Annotated in this window: 17 protein-coding genes and 1 riboswitch; of the genes, 11 read left to right on the top strand and 6 right to left on the bottom strand. The window is 62.1% G+C overall.

Going from position 1 to position 19,027, the window contains the following annotated elements:
• Positions 1–132: 132 nt before the first annotated feature.
• A complete protein-coding gene (ahpD, locus tag BP38_RS0104575; protein WP_437123990.1) occupies positions 133–756 on the bottom strand; it encodes an alkylhydroperoxidase, AhpD family in 624 nt (207 codons plus the stop codon).
• A gap of 62 nt (positions 757–818) precedes the next feature.
• Positions 819–1,367 (bottom strand): peroxiredoxin, encoded by a 549-nt coding sequence (locus tag BP38_RS0104570; protein WP_026986766.1) that lies wholly within the window; start codon positions 1,365–1,367, stop codon positions 819–821.
• Between the two features lie 323 nt (positions 1,368–1,690).
• On the opposite strand from BP38_RS0104570, the gene uvrB reads away from it, so the two are divergent.
• The 10 genes from uvrB (at position 1,691) to BP38_RS0104520 (ending at position 12,613) form a co-directional block, all read left to right on the top strand.
• A complete protein-coding gene (uvrB, locus tag BP38_RS19015) occupies positions 1,691–3,901 on the top strand; it encodes an excinuclease ABC subunit UvrB (RefSeq protein ID WP_051608970.1) in 2,211 nt (736 codons plus the stop codon).
• Positions 3,902–4,071: 170 nt separating this feature from the next.
• On the top strand, positions 4,072–5,046 hold the full coding sequence (locus BP38_RS0104560; RefSeq protein WP_026986765.1) for a calcium/sodium antiporter: 975 nt from the start codon (positions 4,072–4,074) through the stop codon (positions 5,044–5,046).
• Between the two features lie 104 nt (positions 5,047–5,150).
• Positions 5,151–5,345 (top strand): twin transmembrane helix small protein, encoded by a 195-nt coding sequence (locus tag BP38_RS0104555; RefSeq protein ID WP_026986764.1) that lies wholly within the window; start codon positions 5,151–5,153, stop codon positions 5,343–5,345.
• Between the two features lie 38 nt (positions 5,346–5,383).
• Positions 5,384–5,953, top strand: a complete 570-nt coding sequence (locus BP38_RS0104550) for a cob(I)yrinic acid a,c-diamide adenosyltransferase (protein WP_026986763.1) — start codon at positions 5,384–5,386, stop codon at positions 5,951–5,953.
• Between the two features lie 244 nt (positions 5,954–6,197).
• A complete protein-coding gene (locus tag BP38_RS0104545; RefSeq protein WP_026986762.1) occupies positions 6,198–6,947 on the top strand; it encodes an electron transfer flavoprotein subunit beta/FixA family protein in 750 nt (249 codons plus the stop codon).
• On the top strand, positions 6,947–7,894 hold the full coding sequence (locus BP38_RS0104540) for an electron transfer flavoprotein subunit alpha/FixB family protein (RefSeq protein ID WP_026986761.1): 948 nt from the start codon (positions 6,947–6,949) through the stop codon (positions 7,892–7,894). Before BP38_RS0104545 ends, BP38_RS0104540 begins: the two co-directional genes overlap by 1 nt.
• Positions 7,895–7,942: 48 nt before the next feature.
• Complete coding sequence (locus BP38_RS0104535) at positions 7,943–8,845, top strand: 3-hydroxybutyryl-CoA dehydrogenase (protein ID WP_035723591.1); 903 nt, start codon at positions 7,943–7,945, stop codon at positions 8,843–8,845.
• Positions 8,846–8,971: 126 nt separating this feature from the next.
• Positions 8,972–9,048, top strand: a riboswitch (SAM riboswitch).
• A 101-nt stretch (positions 9,049–9,149) separates the two neighbouring features.
• Positions 9,150–10,379, top strand: coding sequence for an O-succinylhomoserine sulfhydrylase (metZ, locus tag BP38_RS19010; protein WP_051608969.1), 1,230 nt, complete (start codon positions 9,150–9,152; stop codon positions 10,377–10,379).
• Positions 10,380–10,640: 261 nt separating this feature from the next.
• The gene (locus BP38_RS0104525) at positions 10,641–11,207 is read left to right on the top strand and encodes a DUF924 family protein (RefSeq protein ID WP_051608968.1); all 567 of its coding nucleotides are present in this window, start codon (positions 10,641–10,643) and stop codon (positions 11,205–11,207) included.
• A gap of 146 nt (positions 11,208–11,353) precedes the next feature.
• On the top strand, positions 11,354–12,613 hold the full coding sequence (locus BP38_RS0104520; protein WP_026986758.1) for a pentapeptide repeat-containing protein: 1,260 nt from the start codon (positions 11,354–11,356) through the stop codon (positions 12,611–12,613).
• A 51-nt stretch (positions 12,614–12,664) separates the two neighbouring features.
• Here BP38_RS0104520 and BP38_RS19005 read toward each other — a convergent pair whose 3' ends face one another.
• The 4 genes from BP38_RS19005 to argH form a co-directional block, all read right to left on the bottom strand.
• Complete coding sequence (locus tag BP38_RS19005; protein ID WP_051608967.1) at positions 12,665–15,130, bottom strand: TIGR02302 family protein; 2,466 nt, start codon at positions 15,128–15,130, stop codon at positions 12,665–12,667.
• A 314-nt stretch (positions 15,131–15,444) separates the two neighbouring features.
• Positions 15,445–16,710, bottom strand: a complete 1,266-nt coding sequence (gene lysA / locus BP38_RS0104510) for a diaminopimelate decarboxylase (RefSeq protein WP_026986757.1) — start codon at positions 16,708–16,710, stop codon at positions 15,445–15,447.
• A gap of 25 nt (positions 16,711–16,735) precedes the next feature.
• Positions 16,736–16,915: a hypothetical protein gene (locus tag BP38_RS0104505; RefSeq protein WP_026986756.1), complete on the bottom strand. Its 180-nt coding sequence runs from the start codon at positions 16,913–16,915 to the stop codon at positions 16,736–16,738.
• The gene (gene argH / locus BP38_RS0104500) at positions 16,912–18,351 is read right to left on the bottom strand and encodes an argininosuccinate lyase (RefSeq protein ID WP_026986755.1); all 1,440 of its coding nucleotides are present in this window, start codon (positions 18,349–18,351) and stop codon (positions 16,912–16,914) included. The genes BP38_RS0104505 and argH overlap by 4 nt, the downstream gene beginning before the upstream one ends.
• Before the next feature lie 28 nt (positions 18,352–18,379).
• Here argH and BP38_RS19000 point away from each other — a divergent pair, with 28 nt between their 5' ends.
• Entirely contained in the window at positions 18,380–18,958 is a 579-nt protein-coding gene (locus tag BP38_RS19000; RefSeq protein WP_035723830.1) for a TlpA disulfide reductase family protein, read from the top strand.
• The last annotated feature ends 69 nt before the right edge of the window (positions 18,959–19,027 follow it).

Genomic DNA, 19,027 nt, shown 5'->3' with positions numbered 1-19,027 from the left:
GTGAACAAGCCCCGTTCCCCAGCCAGAAAGCACAAACCCCGGCGTGCAGGGGGAGAGTGCTGCACACCGGGGTTTTGAATTCGGAATTCAGAAAATTCCGAAACTCATAAGTCTTCTATCGTTTTCGTGGGCTCAGGCCGCTGCCTGCTTGGCCTCAGGGAGGGACTCCTCACCAGTCAAAGTGGCAGAGACGGCATGAACCACGGCGGCAATCCGCAGGGCATCCTGCACGGCTTCCTTGCTGGCGCCCTTGTTCAGGACCTCACGCTCGTGGGATTCCAGGCACATGCCGCAGCCATTTATGGCGGAGACGGCCAGGGACCAGAGCTCGAAATCCAGCTTCTCCGCACCCGGGTTGGCGATGACGTTCATGCGCAGGCGTGCCGGCATCTTGCCGTATTCCGGGTTCGAGAGCAGGTGCAGGGAACGGTAGTAGATGTTGTTCATCGCCATGATCGCCGCAGCAGACTTGGCTGCCTTGGTTTCCTCTTCCGAGAGGTGCTGCGCGGCGTCTTCGGCGATAGCGGCGATAACCTTGGCATTGCCGCTGGCAAGTGCGGAGGCCAGCACGGCGCCCCAGACCTGGCGCTCGTTCAGCGCGGTCGAACTCAGGATGTTGGACAGGTTGAGTTTCAGATCCTTGGCGTAATCGGGAATCTGGCTCTTGAGGGTGTCGATGGACATGGCATTAGCCTCGGCTCGTTGCTGACGATTGCGGGGGATATAGGACTGTAAGGACGTGTGCTTCGTCGCCATTCAGTCTCTTGCGTGGCCGGCCCCGCGGGGCCGGCCGGCAAGATCCGGCTTTTAGAAAGCAGTTAGGCGACCTGAAGGACCTCTTCGCCCTGCTGCCAGTTGCAGGGGCAGAGTTCGTCGGTCTGCAGGGCATCGAGGATGCGCAGGGTTTCCTGCGGATTGCGGCCGACGCTGAGGTCGTTCACGGAGACATGGCGGATGATGCCGTCCGGATCGACGATGAAGGTCGCGCGCAGGTCGACGCCCTCGTTCTTGTCCAGGATACCCAGCTCTTGGCTGAGCTCGCGCTTCAGGTCGGAGAGCATCGGGAACTTCAGGTCGCGCAGGTCTTCATGGTCGCGCTTCCAGGCCAGGTGCACGAACTCGCTGTCCGTGGAGAGACCCAGGATCTGCGCGTCGCGATCGGCAAATTCCTCGTTCAACTGGCTGAAGGCCGCGATTTCCGTCGGGCAGACGAAGGTGAAGTCCTTCGGCCAGGCGAAGAGCACAAGCCACTTGCCGTCAAAGGACTTGTCGGAGATTTCGGTAAAGGCCTCGCTGGGGTTCTTTGGCTGACCCTCGGGAACGGCCTGAAGTCTGAAGGAAGGAAGCTTGTCGCCAACTGTAAGCATGGTCTGTCTGTCTCCTATCGAGTGTTTTGTTGCACTGCCAATGCTGCAGTGCGGTATCTACCCATATGGGCGGTTCAGGGGGTCTTTCCAACAGAGAAGGAAAATTTTTTGGAATGCTTCCAAAACGCGATACTTAACTAAGAGGCTTTCGCATCCCCGTCAAGAAGAATTTTGGAATGGTTTTAATCTGCAGGCTTACGCCCTGACAGAGAGATGGAAATGCCTGACAATGCACTTGCCCATGACAGGCGGAGTTGAAATTTTAATCTGGAAAGGTGCCTGGCCTCTGGCTCAAGGCCCGCAGGACTCTTACATAGGGCAGAATGTCTGAAGCAGTCACACCCACCAAACCCGAAGACAGCAGTGTTTTTCAGCCGCCGACCGGAACCCCGGCCGGTTTCGTCCTGGAGTCCGAGTACCAGCCAGCCGGCGATCAGCCTCAGGCGATCACCAGCCTGACCGAGGGATTGCATCAAGGAGAGCGCGATCAGGTTCTGCTGGGGGTTACGGGGTCCGGCAAGACCTTCACCATGGCGCATGTCGTCCAGAACCTGCAACGCCCGACACTGGTCCTGGCGCCTAACAAGACCTTGGCTGCCCAGCTCTATGCCGAGATGAAATCACTCTTCCCGGAGAATGCGGTGGAGTACTTCGTCTCCTATTACGACTATTACCAGCCCGAAGCCTATGTGCCGCGCAGCGATACCTACGTCGAGAAGGAATCCTCGATCAACGAGCAGATCGATCGCATGCGCCACGCCGCCACGCGCGCGCTTTTCGAACGACGGGATGTCATCATCGTCGCCTCGGTTTCCTGCATATACGGTATCGGCTCGCCCGAGACCTACGCACGCATGACCCTGTCCCTGGAGGCGGGAGAGCGGGTCGACCAGAAACAGTTGCTGGCAGGCCTGACGGAACTGCAATACAAGCGCAACGACATGAATTTCGTGCGCGGGACCTTCCGTGTGCGTGGCGACAGCCTGGAGATCTTCCCAGCCCACTATGAGGATCGTGCCTGGCGGGTGTCCATGTTCGGCGACGAGATCGAGGCCATTCATGAGATCGATCCGCTGACCGGCGAGAAGGGGCCAAACCTGAAGTCGGTCAAGATCTACGCCAACAGCCACTACGTGACGCCGCGACCGACGATCCTGCAGGCCATCGAGCAGATCAAGGCGGACATGAAACTGCGTGTGGACGAGTTCGTCGCCGCCGGCAAGCTGCTGGAAGCCGAGCGTCTGCAGCAGCGAACCGCCTTCGACCTGGAGATGATGGAGGCAACCGGCTCCTGCGCCGGCATCGAGAACTATTCGCGCTACCTCTCGGGCCGCCAGCCCGGCGAACCACCGCCGACGCTGTTCGAATACCTGCCCGAGGATGCCCTGCTGATCGTCGACGAGAGCCATGTGACGGTGCCGCAGATCCGCGGCATGTACCGCGGCGACTACGCGCGCAAGTCGACCCTGTCGGAATACGGCTTCCGCCTGCCATCCTGCATCGACAACCGGCCGCTGAAGTTCGAGGAATGGGACCTGATGCGCCCGCCCACGGTCTATGTCTCGGCCACGCCGGGCAAGTGGGAGATGGAGCGCACCGGTGGCGTCTTCGTCGAACAGCTGATCCGGCCCACCGGCCTGATCGATCCGCGTTGCGAGATCCGGCCCACGGAAAGCCAGGTGGACGACGTGATCGCCGAATGCCGGGCGACCACGGAGCAGGGCTATCGCGTGCTGGTTACCACACTGACCAAGCGCATGGCCGAAGATCTGACGGAATACCTGCACGAGGCCGGCCTGAAGGTGCGCTACATCCACTCCGACGTGGACACCCTGGAGCGCATCGAGATCATCCGCGACCTGCGCCTTGGGGTCTTCGACGTGCTGGTGGGTATCAACCTGTTGCGAGAAGGTTTGGACATTCCCGAGTGCGCCCTGGTCTGCATTCTGGATGCGGACAAGGAGGGCTACCTGCGGTCCACCACCTCGCTGATCCAGACCATCGGACGTGCGGCGCGCAACGTGGACGGTCGCGTCCTGCTCTATGCCGACAGGATGACGAAATCGCTGGACGCCGCCATTGGCGAGACGGAGCGGCGGCGCGAGAAGCAGAAGGCCTACAACGAGGAGCATGGCATCACGCCGGAAACCATCCGCAAGCAGATCTCGGACATCCTGGAAAGCGTCTATGAGCGCGACCATGTCACGGTGGAGACGGGTGATGAGGAGAGCCGCCACCTGGTGGGCAACAACCTGAAAGCCCATCTGGAGGACCTGGAAAAACGCATGCGCGATGCTGCCGCGAACCTGGAGTTCGAGGAGGCGGCCCGCCTGCGCGATGAAATCCGCAAGCTGGAAGCCAGCGAACTGGAACTGCCGCCTGGCGCAGCCAGGGGGGCTGCTGGCCAGGACGGTTTCGCGGACAAGGTTGCGCGTGCCGAGGCCCAGAAGAAGAGCCGGAGTTCCACGGGGAACGGCAAGAGCAGGAACAGCAAGAGTGGTCAGCCAACAGGGCGGGGGCGCCGAAAAGGCTGAAGACCACTGGGTCGTGTATTGCGGCGGTCTGTGAACCGTCTGCCATCAACCAGGAAAGGGGGAAGTTCGATGGAACCGACTTGTAAAGCGAACGGAGAGATCAGATCTAGGGAGACAGCCGTTTCAGCTTCTGTCTTCCACCCCGCTCCGTAATCGATTTCGGGCTTTTCATGGTTTATATCCTACTGCTCGTCGGCCTGATCCTCTTGTGCGGCGGGGGGGAGTTCCTGGTGCGTGGGTCGGTCGGAGTTGCAAGGCACCTGGGGATCTCACAGCTGCTGATCGGCCTGACCCTTGTGGGCTTCGGTACGTCTTCACCCGAGTTGGTGGCGTCTGTTCAGGCGGCCCTGGCCGGGGCACCCGGCATTTCCGTGGGCAATGTCGTCGGATCGAATATCTCCAACATCCTCCTGATTGTCGGCTCGACCGCAGTCATCATGCCAATCCTCTGCAGTCGCTTTGCCCTGAAACGCGACGGGACTGTGATGCTGTTGGCCACGATCATCTTCGGTGGCGTCTGCTACCTGGGATTCATCACACGCGCGATCGGCCTGGGCCTTTTTCTCGCTTTGGCAGGTTATCTGGCGTTCTGCTATATTCAGGAACGGCGCAGTACGGCAGCCGCGCGATTGCACGAAGCCGAGGCCGCCGAGATCGAAGCTCTGCCGGGCTCCTTGATGAAGAACCTGCTGGTCGCCCTGGGCGGTCTGGCGGCCGTTCTGGTGGGCGCCAGCCTGCTGGTGGATTCGGCGATTGAACTGGCGCGCCTGGCCGGGGTTTCGGACACCCTGATCGGCCTGACGGTGGTGGCCATCGGCACGTCCCTGCCGGAACTGGTTGCCTCGGTGATTGCTGCGCTGAAACGTCACGCCGACGTGGCCTTCGGCAACATCCTGGGCTCAAACCTCTTCAATCTCTTCGGCATCATGGGGGTAACCGCCATGGTGAAGCCCATCCCCGTGCCCGACGAGATCATGCGCCTGGATTACTGGGTCTTGCTGGGCGCTTCGCTTCTGCTGATCCTGGCGGCAACCTTCGGCCTGCGCATACGGCGCTGGCAGGGGGCCATTTTTGTCATTCTCTACGCCACCTACCTTTCCTATCTCTATTCCACGGCCGTCACTCCGGTACCGGCCCCGGTTTAGGGTTTGAGCCGGCCCCGCGATGGAGGTATGGCTTGTGGACAAGGCTTGGGGATGTGGAAGGCAGCCAGGGACAGGCTGATGGATACAATGGATAGGCTACACATATGAACGGTTTCATGATGGTCCTGGTGGTGATCGCCATGCTGATCACCTTGGGCGTCCTCTTCGCAGGCCTTTTCTCCATGGCCCGGGGTGGTGAGTTCAATCAGAAGTACGGCAACAAGCTGATGCGCTGGCGCGTCATCATGCAGGGTGTGGCTCTGCTGCTCTTCGCGCTTGCCGCGATGGCCGGCAACTAGGCAATGCACGCTTTGACAGGAACGTCGGGAGAGACCAGATGGTACAGCTGACCCGTATCTACACGCGCGGCGGTGACAAGGGGAAGACCTCGCTGGCTTCCGGCCGGCGCGTTCCCAAACACGACCTGCGCGTGACCGCCTATGGGACGGTGGACGAAGCCAACGCCGTGCTGGGTCTGCTGCTGGCAGAGGACGGACTTGCGGAAAGTGAGCGCAACCTACTGGTCCGGGTTCAGAACGACCTCTTCGATCTGGGTGCCGATCTGGCGACGCCCGAGGACCCAGAGCCCGAATACCCGGCACTGCGCATCACCGAGGCCCAGGTGGCCTGGCTTGAACAGCAGATCGATCACTACAACGCTGACCTGGAACCGCTGAAGACCTTTGTCCTGCCCGGCGGAACGAAGGCGTCGGCCTGGCTCCACCTGGCCCGCACCGTGGTGCGCCGTGCCGAGCGGGATGCAACCGAGTTGGCCGAGGCGGAACCCCTGAATCCCGAGGCCGTCAAGTACGTCAATCGCCTGTCCGACCTGTTGTTCGTCCTGGGACGCTATCTGAATGAAAAGGGTCGGAACGACGTTCTCTGGGTGCCGGGAAAGAATCGATAAGGGAGATGGAACTCCGCTGCCGGGCTTTCCCTGCCCTCAGGGCGGCGAGGAAACAGGACGGAGCGTGCAATTGACACATCCTGTAGGCCTTCCTATGGTGCAGCGCACAGTCCCGGAAAGCGCCCTTTTTCAGGCGAATGACGGGGCAGGACAGAACCACTGGCCGTGCGGGCAGCGTCCTGCCGGTTTCTATCGCAAAGACGAAACAGCTTCATCTAACGAAAGCAGGACTGCAGGATAGCCCATGAAGGTACTGGTCGCCGTCAAGCGCGTCATCGACGCCTACGTTAAGGTCCGCGTGAAGTCCGACGGATCCGGCGTTGAAACCGCGAACGTCAAGATGTCCATGAACCCCTTTTGCGAAATTGCCGTGGAAGAAGCGGTGCGTCTGAAGGAGCAGGGAATCGCCAGCGAAGTGGTTGTTGTTTCCTGTGGCCCGCAGGTCAATCAGGAGACCATCCGCACGGCCCTTGCCATGGGTGCCGATCGCGGTATCCTGGTGCAGAGCGACGAGGAACTGCAGCCGCTGGGCATTGCCAAGCTGCTCAAGTCGGTGGTCGAGAAGGAGCAGCCCGACCTTGTCCTGCTGGGCAAGCAGGCCGTGGACAACGATTTCAACCAGACCGGCCAGATGCTGTCCGCCCTGCTGGGCTGGTCTCAGGGCACCTTCGCATCCAAGATCGAGCAGCAGGACGGCAAGCTGCGCGTCACGCGCGAGATCGATGGCGGGCTGGAGACGCTGGACCTGGCGACGCCCACCATCGTGACGGCCGACCTGCGACTCAACGAGCCGCGCTATGCCTCGTTGCCCAACATCATGAAGGCGAAGAAGAAGCCGATTGAAACCATTGAGGCCGAAGAGCTTGGCCTGGATATCGCGCCGCGCCTGAAAGTGCTGAATGTCTCCGAACCCCCGGCGCGCCAAGCCGGTGTACGTGTCGAGAGCATTGCGGACCTGGTGGACAAGTTGAAGAACGAAGCGAAGGTGATCTGATGAGCATCCTGGTAATTGCCGATCACGAGAACGACGCGCTAGGGTCCGCGACACTGAGCACACTGAATGCGGCTCAGCAAATTGCCGCCAAGGGGGGTGGTGACATCCACGTCCTGGTCGCGGGCAAGGGCTGTGCCGAGGCCGCCAAGGCCGCCCAGACTCTGCCCGAAGTCAAGAAGGTGCTGCTGGCAGACTCCGAGGAGTACGATCACTTGCTGGCCGAGAATGTGGCGCCACTGGTCGTGAAACTGGCCGAGGGTTATGACTACGTACTGGCGGGCAGCGCAACATTCGGGAAGAATGTCCTGCCGCGCGCGGCAGCGCTTCTGGATGTCCAGCCCATCAGCGATATCGTTGCCGTGGAAAGCGGCGACACTTTCGTGCGTCCGATCTACGCCGGCAACGCGCTCTCCAAGGTGCAGAGCGGCGATGCCAAGAAACTGATCTCCGTGCGTGGTACGGCTTTTGATGCCGTGCCAGCCGAGGGTGGAAGTGCCGAACTGGAAACGCTCGAAGGGACCGGCGATTCCGGGCTTTCAAGCCATGTCGGTTCGGAATTGACCCAATCCGAGCGTCCCGAGCTGACCACGGCCCGTGTGGTCATTTCCGGCGGACGCGGCATGCAGAGCGGCGACAATTTCGTCATCCTTGAGCGTGTCGCCGACAAGCTGGGCGCAGCACTGGGGGCCAGCCGGGCGGCTGTTGACGCAGGCTTCGTGCCGAACGACTATCAGGTCGGCCAGACCGGCAAGGTGGTGGCGCCCGAGCTCTACATCGCCGTGGGGATTTCCGGCGCTATCCAGCACCTGGCTGGCATGAAGGATTCCAAGGTGATCGTTGCCATCAACAAGGACGAGGAGGCCCCGATTTTCCAGGTGGCCGACTATGGCCTGGTCGCCGACCTCTTCGAGGCGGTGCCCGAGCTGGAAAAGGCCCTGGACCAGTAAGCCTTTCCATCGGCAACAAGCCCCTCAGGAAGAAAGAGCCAGATCAAGATGTCCCAGGATAACAGTCGAGCAGATTTCACCATCTCTAAAGTCGGCGTCGTCGGCGCCGGACAAATGGGCAGCGGTATCGCCCAGGTCTGTGCCCAGGCGGGCTATGATGTCCTGCTGCAGGACCTGGGAAGCGAACAGCTGGACAAGGCTCTGGTCGGCATCGAGAAACACCTGGATCGTCAGGTGAAGAAGGACAAGATCTCCGCCAAGGACAAGGACGCCGCACTCAAGCAGATCTCCCGGGCAACGGAAATCTCGGAGTTGGCCGATTGCGACCTGGTGATCGAGGCGGCGACGGAGAACGAGGACGTCAAGCGCAGCATTTTCCATGAGCTCTGTGAGCATCTGAAGGAAAATGCCATCATCTGCACCAACACCTCCTCGATCTCGGTGACCCGCCTGGCGTCCACCACCGATCGCCCTGGCCGCTTCATGGGCATGCACTTCATGAACCCCGTGCCTGTCATGCAGCTGGTGGAGCTGATCCGCGGCATTGCCACGGACGAGGACACCTTCGCCACGATTCGCCAGTTGACCGAGCAACTGGGCAAGACGCCGGTGGCGGCCGAGGACTTCCCGGCCTTCATCGTCAACCGCATTCTGCTGCCCATGATCAACGAGGCGGTCTATACCCTCTATGAGGGCGTGGGGTCGGTGGAAGCCATTGACACCGCCATGAAGCTGGGCGCCAATCACCCCATGGGTCCGCTGGAATTGGCCGACTTCATTGGTCTGGATACTTGCCTGGCTGTGATGCACGTGCTCTACGACGGCCTGGCCGACAGCAAGTATCGCCCCTGTCCGCTGCTGGTGAAGTATGTCGAGGCCGGCTGGGTCGGCCGCAAGGCGGGACGGGGATTCTACGACTACAGCGGGGACACGCCCGTTCCCACACGCTAACGCCGGGGCAATGGGCTGAACCAAGAGCCCACGGGCATGAGACGAAACTGCATTACCCGGACATGTGAGATCCCAGGAAGATACGGCCCGGCGCTGCCTTGACAGGAAGCGGACCGCGGTCTAGCACTGTAGACCCGTGGCGATTTGTTGACCGGATTGCGGCCACGTTAAACAGCAGCTAAAGGGGTCGGCGCGCCTGTAAGTCGAGACGGCCGTTTCCCTTGTCAGAGACGGTCTTTTTTATGCCCGCCGGATCAGTTCCTGACGGGCACGATAAACCAGGAGTTCCCAGGAGGACGCGCCGATGAACGATCACTCCAGTCACGATACGCCCGGCTGTACCGACGGCAGCCATCCCCCCACGGAGGGATGGAGCGAGGCCACGCAGCTTGTCCAGGGCGGCGTGCAGCGCAGCGGTTTCGATGAAACCTGCGAAGCGCTCTACATGACCTCTGGCTATGTCTACAATTCTGCCGAGGAAGCCGAGGCCGCATTCAAGACCGACGGCCTGCGTTTCGTCTATTCCCGTTTTCGCAATCCCACAGTGGAGATGTTCGAACAGCGACTCTGCCAGCTTGAGGGAGCAGAGGCCTGCCGTGCCACGGCCAGCGGCATGGCTGCGGTCTGGGCGGCACTGATCGCCCAGCTTCAGTCTGGCGATCGCGTCGTGGCCTCGCGAGCACTTTTCGGGTCCTGCACCGTGATCCTGAACCAGCTTTTGCCGCGTTTCGGGATCGAGACGGTTTTCGTCGATGGCGCCGACCTGGAGCAGTGGGAAAGCGCCCTGTCCCAGCCAACCAAGGCGGTTTTCCTTGAAACGCCTTCGAATCCCGGTCTGGAACTGGTGGATATGCCCGCCGTGGCCGAGCTGGCGCACAAGGCCGGAGCCTGCGTTGTGGTGGACAATGTTTTTGCCTCCCCGCTGTTGCAGAAGCCGCTGGAACTGGGCGCTGACGTGGTGGTCTATTCCGCCACCAAGCACATTGACGGGCAGGGACGCTGCCTGGGCGGGGCCGTGCTGGGCAGCCAGCAGTTCGTCACTGACCACCTGACCCAGATCTTGCGTCATACTGGACCTGCGCTCAGCCCCTTCAATGCCTGGCTGTTACTCAAGGGGCTGGAAACCTTGCCGCTGCGTATCGAGCGGCAGAGCGCCAGCGCCGCTCGCATTGCCGACTTCCTGGCGGCGGAGCATGGCGTTGCGCAAACGCGTTATCCCTTCCGCTCCGATCATCCGCAGGAAGCTCTGGCCCGCCGTCAGATGCGCTCGGGGGGCACCATGGTGACCCTGGAGGTCGAGGGCGGCAAGGAGCGCGCTTTCCGCTTCCTGAATGCCCTGAAACTGATCCGCATCTCCAACAATCTGGGCGACTCCAAGAGCCTGGCCACGCATCCCGCGACAACGACCCACCAGCGATTGACGCCAGACGAACAGCTGGCCCAGGGCATCACACCCGGCCTGATCCGGCTTTCCGTTGGCCTGGAGGATGCGGTGGACCTGGAAGCTGACCTGAAGCAGGCCCTGGCAGCCTGATCTGCGATGGTCGCCTGTCCGGGAGAAAGGCCAGTAAGTCTGGCATTTTTCGTCGCGTAATGGTAGTTCAGATTGGTTCATGCGTATCGAGAGTAAGGGAATGCAGCTATGCACCCGGGGGCGGCCAGCGATCATGACTTTTCTGGCCTCGGCCGGCCCTCTTTCAGCAGGCATTGCTCTGCCCGACGCGCTGGACGGTGACCAAGCTCATGACGATGAAGGCGGACTAGCTCTGGAGATTTGGAGAAGAGGGGCAAAGAAATGACCGGTGCGGATTCCGTCGCCCAGGCCAACCCTGACCAGGTACTGGATTTCTGGTTCGCCCCGGAAAGCCGGCCCTATTGGTTCCAGCAGTCCCAAGGCTTCGATGCTGCAGTGGAAGAGGTCCTGGCTCCACTGCATCGCCTGGCCGTGGCGGAAGTTCTGGAGGATTGGCGGGAATCTCCGCGAGGTGCACTGGCGCTCGTGCTGCTCCTCGACCAGGTGCCAAGGAATCTGCACCGGGGCCAGTCCCTCGCCTTTGCCTTTGATGCGCGGGCCTTGGCCATTGCAGATGGAGCGATTGCCGCCGATTTCGACCAGCAGCTTTCCATCGAGGAGCGTTTTTTTCTCTATCTACCCTTCGAACACAGCGAAAACCTGGATGACCAGGAACGCGCACTGGCGCTGATCTCGGCGCTTGGCGATGAGTCCTGGACCTATTACGCCCAGCGCCATCGCGATATTGTGGCCCGATTCGGTCGCTTTCCCCATCGCAATGCCGCCTTGGGCCGCGAGACTACGGAAGCCGAGGCGCAATTCCTGAAGGAACCCGATTCCTCCTTCTGACGGCAGGCCCACGGCCGTGATTGAAGGCGAAGGCTATTAAAGTGGCATTTTAGGAAGATTGCATCAACCTTCTGTTAACCTTGACTCTCCGATAATCCAGGCCAGGAGGCCGGCCTGAATGGCGGTCATGGACCGGGGGTTAATCGATGCAGCAGGAAAAAAGCAGCGCTTTCGAGAAACTGAGCCAGGAGCAGGTCAACGGGCTGCGCAAACGCCATGAAAAGCTGTCGCGTGGCCAGGACGGAGGCGTGCGTGCGGATTTCTCCTTCAAGGACCTGCGAGGGCTCGATTTTTCTGGCGCGGATCTGTGCGAGGCCAACTTCACCGGAGCTGCGCTCTATGGAGCCAACTTTGCCCGTGCCAAGCTGGACGGCGCCAATCTCTTTGCCGCCGACCTGAGAGAAACCAACTTCACGCGGGCCAGCCTGCGCCGCGCGGACCTGCGCGGGGCCCTGCTGCGTGGCGCAATTCTGGTGGACAGTGATCTCTACGATGCCGATTTGCGGGAAGGCGTGATTGCCATGCGCAACCGCAAGAACGGCCTGAACTACCTCGAGCACGAGAAGGACCCTTCCAACCTGGACGGCGCTCTCCTGATCAATGCCAATCTGGAACGGGCCCGGCTGTCCGGCGCCTCCGCAGTGGCCGCCGATTTCACAGATGCCGTGATGAAGGGCTGCCGTCTGGTGCGTGCCAACCTGAAACGGGCCACCCTGCATGGCGCCAACCTGGACGGAGCGGACCTGAGCGGGGCCGATCTTTCCGGCGCGGATCTGCGTGAAGCCGTGATCTGTCACACACAAACCGTGGAGACGGATTTTTCCGGTGCCGAGATGGACGGTGTCCTGAGCGATGTTCCGGTGGGCAAGCCCTTGAGCAGTCTTCCTCGTCCGCTGGCGGAAATGCTGCAGGACCACGATCGCTATGTCAGTAGTCTGGGACGTGAAGGTCGCACCGCAGAGCTGGATGAGATCGACCTGCGTTCCGCGGAGAGCCTGGCTGGGCTGAATCTGGCCGGCATGAAGGCCCGTGGTGCCGTCTTCTACGGGCTGGACATGAAGGGGGTTCATCTACAGGGGGCCCAGCTCGAGGGTGCAGACCTGCGGATGACCGACCTGTCAGGTGCCGACATGCGAGGTATCAATCTGACCGGTGCGCGCCTGCATCACTGCAACCTCCGTGAATGTGACCTGGGGCCGTTGCCTCTGGGACAGGAGCGGATGCTGGCTTCGCGGATGGAGCGAGCGGTGCTCCACCATGCAGACCTGCGCGGCGCCCGCCTGCGCAAGGCCAACCTGACGGGGGCTGTGATGAGCCATGCCGAAATAGCCGGGGTCGATTTGCGGGGCGCAACACTGGCCGAGGCCGTCTTGCCGAAACAGGCACCGGTGCGAATCAGTTCCTGACTCCGGGCCGCGGCTTCTTAAGGGCAATGGCCGGACCCTATCAGCGGATGTTCAGAACTGTTCCAGCAGGCGGTCCAGGTACTCACGCTCCATTTCCGGACGGTCGCGCTGTCCGCTGCGCTGGCGCAGTTCGTCGAGGATTTCCCGGGCCCGTTGGAGATCCCCCGCTTCGGGGAGCTGCACCGCGTCCCCCTGGCTGCGCCCGTCACCTCCGTAACGACGGCCAAGTGGATCGCGGCCCTGACCACCGTCCTGGCCCGGAGGGCCGGTCGCACCCTGGGGAGCGCCTTGCCCCATCTGTTGGGCGAAATTCTCCAGAAGGCTGTCCATACCCTGCTGCAATTGATCCAGAGCTCTGGCCTGTGCGTCGCCGGCTTGCCCCGGCTGGCCGTCCTGCAAGGAATCCCGGGCAGAGCGCATGCTGGTTTCGGCCTGTCCGAGCGGCTGGGGCAGCTGGCCTGTCATGTTGCCGTACTCGCGCATCAGTTCGCCCAGTTCCCGTCTCAGGCTCTCCTGCTCGCCCGCAGCTTGGGACAGAGTGTTCTCGCCCTGTGCACTGTCGGGTCCTCGGCCTTGCCGAGGCCCGGCTTCTTCTCCATTTGTCCGTCCCTCCCGTGAGGGTGCGGCGGGATTGGCCTCGCGGGACTGCCTGAAACTCTCGTCCAGCAAGTCGCTCTGTCCCTGCATGATGTCCTGCAGCCGGTTCATCATTTCGCGAGACTGCTGCATCTGTTGCTGCATTTCCGAAGTTGGTCCGGCCCGCATTTCCAGGTTTTCCAGAATGGACTGCAACTCAGCGAGCATCTCGCGCGCCGCTTCCTCGTTTCCGCTCTGCATAAGCTCGCGTACCTGATCCAGCATCTCCTGAAGCTGTCCGGCAGAGACGGCTTGCTGATTGCTCTGTAGCTGCTGTTCCGGCTGAAGATCGCCATTCTCGGCTGCGCGCAAAGCCTCTTCCATCAAGGCGCGCAGGTAACGCTGCATGGCGGATTCCAGTTCCTCCATCAGCCCGGACAGCTCTTCGCTCGAAGCACCGGATTCAAAGGCTTCCTGCAGCTGTTCCTGCAGATCCCGCAGATCCTGTTCCGCGAGCGCGGATTCGCCTTCCTCCAGGTGCAGTGCCGTATCCCACAGCAGGCGCTGCACCTCCTCCATGGCCTTGCGGCTGCGGTCGCGCAGCAGGCGCTGCTCAGCCGAGCGGATCGCCAGAGCCACCAGGATGTCGTTGTCATAAGCTTGGGTTTGCGCGCCGACTTCAGCCAGTTGCCGGGCGACCCAGAAATGCAGCCCCGGTTTGAGGATCAGGCGCTTGCGCTGCTTGATCAGGGTTCGGGCAACGGGATGGGAAAATTCACGCTCTGGCAGGGTTACCCTGACCTCTTCGCTCTTTCCGCTCTGGTTGCGAGCATCTTCGACCTCGAGCCAGACCTGGGCCTTGAGGCCGGCCCATGGATGTGCCGTCAGATTCTCTATACCACGGCCTTCGGCTTCCAGCGGCGTGCCTTGTGGCAGGCTGAGCGGCAATTCCAGTTGCTTGCCTTCGATTGACGAGCTTATGGGACGGATCACGAGCCGCAGCTGTGCCAGGCCATGGTCATCCTCCGCCTTGTAGGCAAACTGCAGTGACTTGCGCTGCGTTTCGGAAGGCGTTTCCTCGAACCGGACCTTGGGAGGTTCGTCGGCTGAAATTTCCACAGTCCAGCGGCCCAGAACCTGCCCATCCTGCAGTATGGCAAGTTCGCCCTGGTGACGCAGGGGGCTTTCGATTTCGAAAAAGCGATTGCCGGCCGCATCGAAAGCGGACTCGCTCCCAGCAAGTTGAAGACTGGGCGCCGAAGTGCCCCCGTTCACCCGTGCCGTCAGGCGGCTGCCTTCCGGAATTGCCAGTTCCTTCTTGTCTTCGCTCAGGTAGATCGGTGCTCGGTCCACGTAATTGGGCGGTGAAATCCAGGCCTCGAGTTCTGCCGTCGGCAGGCTGCCTGACGGGACTGCCGCGGGATTGACGGCGGCTTCCAATCTTTCCTGCCAGTTTGCGCCGACCCCGATAAAGGCGATCAGCAAGAGCAGGCAGAGGGCGGCCCGCAATCCGAATGGGTCGACACGGCTCCAGCCGGCACGCGGTGCTGCCAGCTTCAAGGGACCGGATTGCGTTTGCAAACGCTGTTGATGCAAATGCCAAAGCCCGGCCGAGAGCCCGTTTGCCTCTCCGGCGGGCTTGTCCTCCAGGCTGCTGATCGGTCGATGTGCAAGCGTACTGTCCCGCTCGAGGCGGCGTTGCGCGGCGTTCCGGCTGGGCCAGCGCAGATCGTGTAATGCCCGATAGACGAGCAGCAGCCCTGCAAGGCCAAAGCCGGCCAGGACCAGCCCATGTAACCAGCCGGGGAGCAGCGGCAACAGGCCACTCAAGGCCACCAGAAGGAACAGCCCGCAGAGTCCGCCCAGGGGCCAGAGGCGCGGCCAAAGCGTTTCCCAGACCAGGGCGGCGCTTGAAAGCCACTGGAGCCAGCGAAAGCGCATCAGACCCTCTCCTGACCGACCGCGACGCCAATACGGCTCACGCGGTCTTCCGGCGTCGAAGGGCCATGGGCCTGAACAGATTGCTCCGGGACGAGCGATAGGCTGGCGCAGCTGATCATGTCGAAGCGCAAGCCCAGAGGGGCAGGCCTCGGAACATATGGGCTGCTACACAGGGGCGCGCGGCCGACTCCATAGTGGCTTCTTTCCTGCTTCAATGGTTCCCGATCACGATACAGGAGCTGGCAGGCTGTCTGAAGTGTCTGTTTTCAGACTCTTCGGCAAAGATGGCGGTTTGCAGGCAGGAATGACGTCCGCTAAGACCACTCCGGAAGCTTTTCCTGGGCCATCAAGTCCGCATGGCCGGGCCGCGCACGTATGATGCTGTAGTCCTTGCCCGAAACCATGACTTCGGGGGCCGGCAGGCGTGAATTGTAGGTCGAGGACATGGTGGCCCCATAGGCGCCGGCAGCGCAGATGGCCAGACCGTCGCCGGGCCCCAGTTCGGGCAGCAGGCGCCCCGTGGCAAAGACATCGCTGCTTTCGCAGACGGGGCCGACAACGTCACAGGCCTTTTGCGCCATATCCGGGCCGGCTTCACGCAGGGGCAGGATGTCATGCCAGGCGTCATAGAGGGCCGGGCGCAGAAGGTCGTTCATGGCGGCGTCCAGGATGACAAAGCGCCGGCTGCGTCCCTGTTTCACGAACAGCACGCGAGAGAGCAGGATTCCGGCATCGCCAACAAGGTGGCGGCCCGGCTCGAAGATCAGGGGGACCTCCAGTGGACCGAGTGTCCGGCGGACCACGGCGGCATAGTCCTCCACCGACGGCAGGCCCTCGCCCTGGTAGGCGATTCCGAGCCCGCCCCCCGCATCCAGGCGTTTCAGGTCGTGTCCGGCCCGGCGCAGCTGGGTGAAGAGGTCCGCGATCCTCTGGAAGGCGGCCTCGAAGGGCGCAAGCTGCGTGATCTGGGACCCGATGTGCACGGCCAAGCCTTCGATTTGAACACCCGGCAGGTCATCGGCCAGGTGCAGCAGTCCGGGCACGTCCTGCAAGTCGATGCCGAACTTGTTCTCGGATTTCCCCGTGGTGATCTTGGCGTGCGTTTTCGCGTCCACATCGGGATTGACACGCAGTGCGACAGGCGCTGTTTTTCCCTGAGCGCGGGCAACGCTGTCCAGGCGCCGCAGCTCCTCGCGGGATTCCACGTTGAACTGCAGGATGCCGGACTCCAGTCCCAGGGCCATCTCGGCATCGCTCTTGCCAACCCCGGCGAAGACGATCTTTTCTCCGGGAACGCCGGCTGCTAGGGCGCGGCGCAACTCGCCTTCCGAAACCACGTCGGCGCCGGCGCCCAGCTCGGCAAAGGTGCGGATGACCGCCAGGTGCGGATTGGCCTTCACGGCATAACAAACCTGGGCATTCAGGCCGGCCCCTTCGAGGGCGCTCGCGAAGCGTCGATAGGCCGATTCCAGGGCCGCCTGCGAGTAGATGAAGGCGGGTGTGCCCACTTCCTCGATCAGCTGAGCCAACGGCAGGTCTTCGGCATGCAGGCTGCCGTCACGGTAGGCAAAGGCGTTCATGGTATTACGGGGCTTCCAAAGGGGCTTAGTCGTCGTCCGATTTACGCGAGGGCACAACAGTCGAGGGTTTCGGATAAACCTCGGGGTAGGTGAAGGCATCCTCGCGATCTTCAGGGGGGTTGATGGTCCCCTTCTTTCCGCAGGCAGGCAGCACCAGGGCTGAAAGCAGTGCAAGCAACAAGACGGAACGAGACAGACGTGTCATGGCAGGAACCTTTCCCGGGCTGCGGCGATGGCCTCGCGGACCCGCTCTGGCGCGGTGCCGCCCTGTGAGCGACGGCTGGCTACCGAGCGCTCCACGGTCAGTACCTCATAGACATCCTTGGTGATGCGGGACTCCACGGCCTGCATTTCCTCAAGCGAAAGCTCGGCAAGATCGCGGCCATCGGCTTCGGCCTTGGCCACCAGGGAGCCGGTCACGTGATGGGCCTGGCGGAAAGGCAGGTTCAGGACGCGCACCAACCAGTCGGCCAGGTCGGTGGCTGTGAGATAGCCCTTGGTCGTGGCCGCAAGCATGCGCGCGCGATCGGCCTTCATGTCGCGTACCATGCCGGTGGTGGCGGACAGCGCCAGCGCCAGGGTGTCGGCGGCCTCGAAGACCGGCTCCTTGTCCTCCTGCATGTCCTTGCCATAGGCCAGCGGCAGGCCCTTCATGACGATCAGCAGGGTATTGAGCGCGCCGATCAGGCGTCCGGGCTTGGCACGCACAAGTTCGGCTGCATCGGGATTCTTCTTCTGCGGCATGATGGAACTGCCGGTGGTGAAGGCATCGCTCAACTGGATGAAGCGGAAGCCCTCGGAGCACCAGATCACGATCTCTTCGGCGAAGCGCGAGAGATGTACACCCAAGAGGCTGGCCGCCGAGAGAAACTCGACCGCGAAATCGCGGTCGGAGACGGCATCCAGGGAGTTGGCCATGGGCCGCTCGAAACCCAGCGTCCGTGCCGTCATCTCGCGATCGATGGGAAAGCTGGTGCCGGCCAGGGCGGCGGAACCCAAAGGCGATTCGTTCAGGCGCTTGCGGCAGTCGGCGAGGCGTCCGCGATCGCGTCCCAGCATCTCCACATAGGCCAGAAGGTGATGGGCGAAGGTCACGGGCTGGGCCGCCTGAAGGTGGGTATAGCCCGGCATGATGGTTTCGGATTCGGCCTCGGCCTGGTCCAGCAAGGCGGATTGCAGGTCGGCCAAAAGATCGTCCAGCACATCAATGGTATCGCGCACCCACAGGCGGAAATCAGTGGCCACCTGATCATTGCGCGAGCGTGCGGTATGCAGACGTCCGGCCGGCTCTCCGATCAATTCGCGCAGGCGGGACTCCACGTTCATGTGGATGTCCTCGAGCGCGGCGGAGAAGGTGAATGCGCCGTCCTCGATCTCCTGCCGGATACGCTCCAGGCCATCCTGGATGGCGGCATTGTCCTCCTGGGTAAGAATGCCGCATTCCGCCAGCATGGCCGCGTGTGCTTGACTGGCCCGGATATCCTGGGCGTAGAAGCGGCGGTCCACGTCGATGGAGGCATTGATGCGCTCCATCACCTCGGAGGGTGCCGTGGTGAAGCGACCGCCCCACATTGTATTGCTGGCGGCGTTTCCTGAATGACTGTCGGACCCCTTGCGGTCCCGGGGAGATTGCGTACTCATGAGCGGAATTGTTTAGCGGATGACAGGCATGAACAAAAACCTTTTTCGCGCAAGCGCAGTGCTGGCCAGCTTGCTGCTGACCGCAGGGTTGGCTGCGGCTCAACCGGCGCCGCCGCGCGAAGGCGCCTTTGCCGACAGCTATGTCGAAATCATCCCCTTTGACGAGACACCCGAAGCAGCATTCACCGCGTACCGGGACGGGAAGGACGTCGAGCGCCATATCGGTGATTTCGAGGGACAGCTTCTGGTGGTCAATTTCTGGGCCACGTGGTGTGCGCCCTGCATCGAGGAGCTACCGGACCTGGACGCGCTGCAGGCGGAGCGTGGCGGCGAGGATCTGCAGGTCCTGACGATTTCCAACGATCGGGGCGGTGCGGCGCAGGTGCTGCCTTTCTTCGAGCAGCACGGACTGACGAACCTGGATGTCTACCTGGATCCCAAGAGCGAGCTTGCGCGCGAATTCCAGGTGCGTGGCCTGCCCACCACCTTCATTGTCGATTCGCAGGGCCAGGTGGTCGGCCGTATCGAGGGCATCGCCCCCTGGAGCGGGCCGGAGGCCCATGCGCTGATCGATTTCTACCTGGAGGGTCGGCATCTGGAGGAGTGAGGCGGTTCGCGCCGTCAGCGCGTTCGTGCCGGGCTCTTCTAAGATGCCGCTGCGCCGCGGTTTTTCGGG

Source organism: Fodinicurvata fenggangensis DSM 21160 (assembly GCF_000686045.1).
GTDB classification, from domain to species: domain Bacteria; phylum Pseudomonadota; class Alphaproteobacteria; order Kiloniellales; family DSM-21159; genus Fodinicurvata; species Fodinicurvata fenggangensis.
The sequence above is the reverse complement of the archived record's forward strand: the minus strand, read 5'-3'. Positions and strand labels throughout refer to the sequence as shown.